The sequence below is a fragment of the Bradyrhizobium sp. genome, assembly GCF_016462955.1.
In the GTDB taxonomy this organism is placed as follows: domain Bacteria; phylum Pseudomonadota; class Alphaproteobacteria; order Rhizobiales; family Xanthobacteraceae; genus Bradyrhizobium.
Genome location: NZ_JAEMSD010000853.1, coordinates 1 through 1,720, shown reverse-complemented (window position 1 = coordinate 1,720; position 1,720 = coordinate 1). Strand labels below are relative to the sequence as shown.

The following is a 1,720-nucleotide window of genomic DNA, read 5'->3' as shown; positions in this document are numbered from 1 at the left end:
CCCGCAAGCGGGAGAGGCCGAGCAAGCCCGCAGACAGTCCCCGTGTAGTTCACATGCGATTGCGCTCCCGGTCCGGCGGCAGCCGCGAAAACCGGAAATCGCAGTGGCTGGCGCCGCTGGCCAGCGTCTGGGTCCGTTCCAGGCGGATGCCTCGCGCGGCGTAGGCGACGAAATCCAGGCCGCAGATGTTCGGCAGGATATCCTTGTCGCCATGACGCGCCGCGAGCTTGCAGAAGCCGCAGGCCTTGTAGTCGATGCCGAATTCGAAGCTGTCCTGCGGACCCGGCTCGACGAAATCGTAGACGAAATCTTCCGGAAACTCCGCTTGGTGAGCTCGTGTAACGCTCCTTGCCGCCTGCTCGCGCATCAAGCCCTGGTTTTCCGGCGACATGAACTGACGCCCCGCGGCGAGACGCTCGGCTTCTGGCATCGCCAGCAGTTGCGCCTTGTAGGTTTCCCGCTCGATCTCCCCGATCACGGGCACCGGCACGCCGTGGCGACGGAGCACCCGGCTGATGGCCATGAAGCCGGTCAGGCGCATGAAGAAATCGCTCATGCGGCTTGCCGCGCCGCCGACATAGGGCATCTGGGTGAGGACGACCGCGAATTCGTCCATCACCTCCTGCCCGATCTTGTCGATATCGGAGAGATACGCGCGCTCGTGGAGCATCGCTTCGGCGAGGTCCAGTCGCTCGCGCATGGCGGCCTCCATCGCTTGGCGGTGCGTCTGGTAGAACGGATGGATCTCGGCCATTAGACACCCGATATGATTGGCTCATTGCAATATCGACAAGCCGGCTCATTCGGCGGCGATCGCCTCGATCTCCAGCAGCCATTTGCCGTCGACGGTCTCGACGACCACGACGGTCAGTGCCGGCTGGTGCTCCCCGAGCATGGCGCGGCGAATGGCGCGGTTGGCGACGACTTGACTGCGATCCGTCAGGAACGTGGTGACCTTGACCAGGTGCTCGACGCCGAGACCTGCCGCGGCGAGCACCTCTCTGACGTTGCGCCAGGCCTGCTCGCATTGCGCCTCGAAGCCGTCGGGCACGGTGCCGTCGGACTTTTCGGGCACCTGACCGCTGATGAACAGCAGGCGGCGATGCTGCTTCAGCTCGAGCCCCATGCAATAGCCGCCGACAGGCGGGTGAACCGCTGCGGGATTGTGGCTGACGATGTGAGCTGGCGACATGGCGTTTCTCCGGATTGGCGCGCCAACCGTAGCCGGCAGACTCACGCTAGCGCAAAGCATCATTGCTGCGGTTCAGGACAAGAAAAACTATTGCAAGGCTGCAACCCATCGGTGTCAAAGTGCAGTTGCGATGACCTACGCCCTGCCCCCACTCAACGCGCTCCGCGCCTTCGAGGCCGCCGCGCGCCATCTCAGCTTCAAGCTCGCCGCGCACGAATTGCACGTCACGCCCGCGGCCGTGGGGCAGCAGGTGAAGGCGCTGGAGGCACGGCTCGGCGTGCAGCTGTTCGAACGGCTGCACAAGCAGCTCATCCTCACTGACGCCGGCCGGGCCTATCTGCCAGGGATCTCCGAAGGCTTCCGCCACATTGCCGAGGCGACCTCGCAGTTGAAGCCGGCAGGTTCAGTACTGCTGCAAGCGGGAGTCCACGGCAGCATCGACCTGCGCCGCCTCGAACTTGCAGCGTTTCGCAGCAAACATCCGGAGATCGGTTTGCGCGTGCTGCAGCCCGCCGGCCTGCACGAGCT

At 64.6% G+C, this 1,720-nt stretch carries 3 protein-coding genes; 1 reads left to right on the top strand and 2 read right to left on the bottom strand.

The window, feature by feature from the left end; genetic code table 11:
• Positions 1-49: 49 nt before the first annotated feature.
• A complete protein-coding gene (locus tag JHD07_RS39195) occupies positions 50-754 on the bottom strand; it encodes an L-2-amino-thiazoline-4-carboxylic acid hydrolase (RefSeq protein ID WP_291631964.1) in 705 nt (234 codons plus the stop codon).
• Positions 755-799: 45 nt separating this feature from the next.
• Complete coding sequence (locus tag JHD07_RS39190; protein ID WP_291631962.1) at positions 800-1,192, bottom strand: RidA family protein; 393 nt, start codon at positions 1,190-1,192, stop codon at positions 800-802.
• A 130-nt stretch (positions 1,193-1,322) separates the two neighbouring features.
• Here JHD07_RS39190 and JHD07_RS39185 point away from each other — a divergent pair.
• Positions 1,323-1,720, top strand: a 398-nt coding sequence (locus tag JHD07_RS39185; RefSeq protein WP_291631959.1) for a LysR family transcriptional regulator, incomplete at its 3' end; no start/stop codon positions are given.

Coding starts and splice junctions, on each gene's coding strand:
- JHD07_RS39195 (WP_291631964.1), bottom strand. CDS start 754: ATGGCCGAGATCCATCCGTTCTACCAGACGCACCGCCAAGCGATGGAG.
- JHD07_RS39190 (WP_291631962.1), bottom strand. CDS start 1,192: ATGTCGCCAGCTCACATCGTCAGCCACAATCCCGCAGCGGTTCACCCG.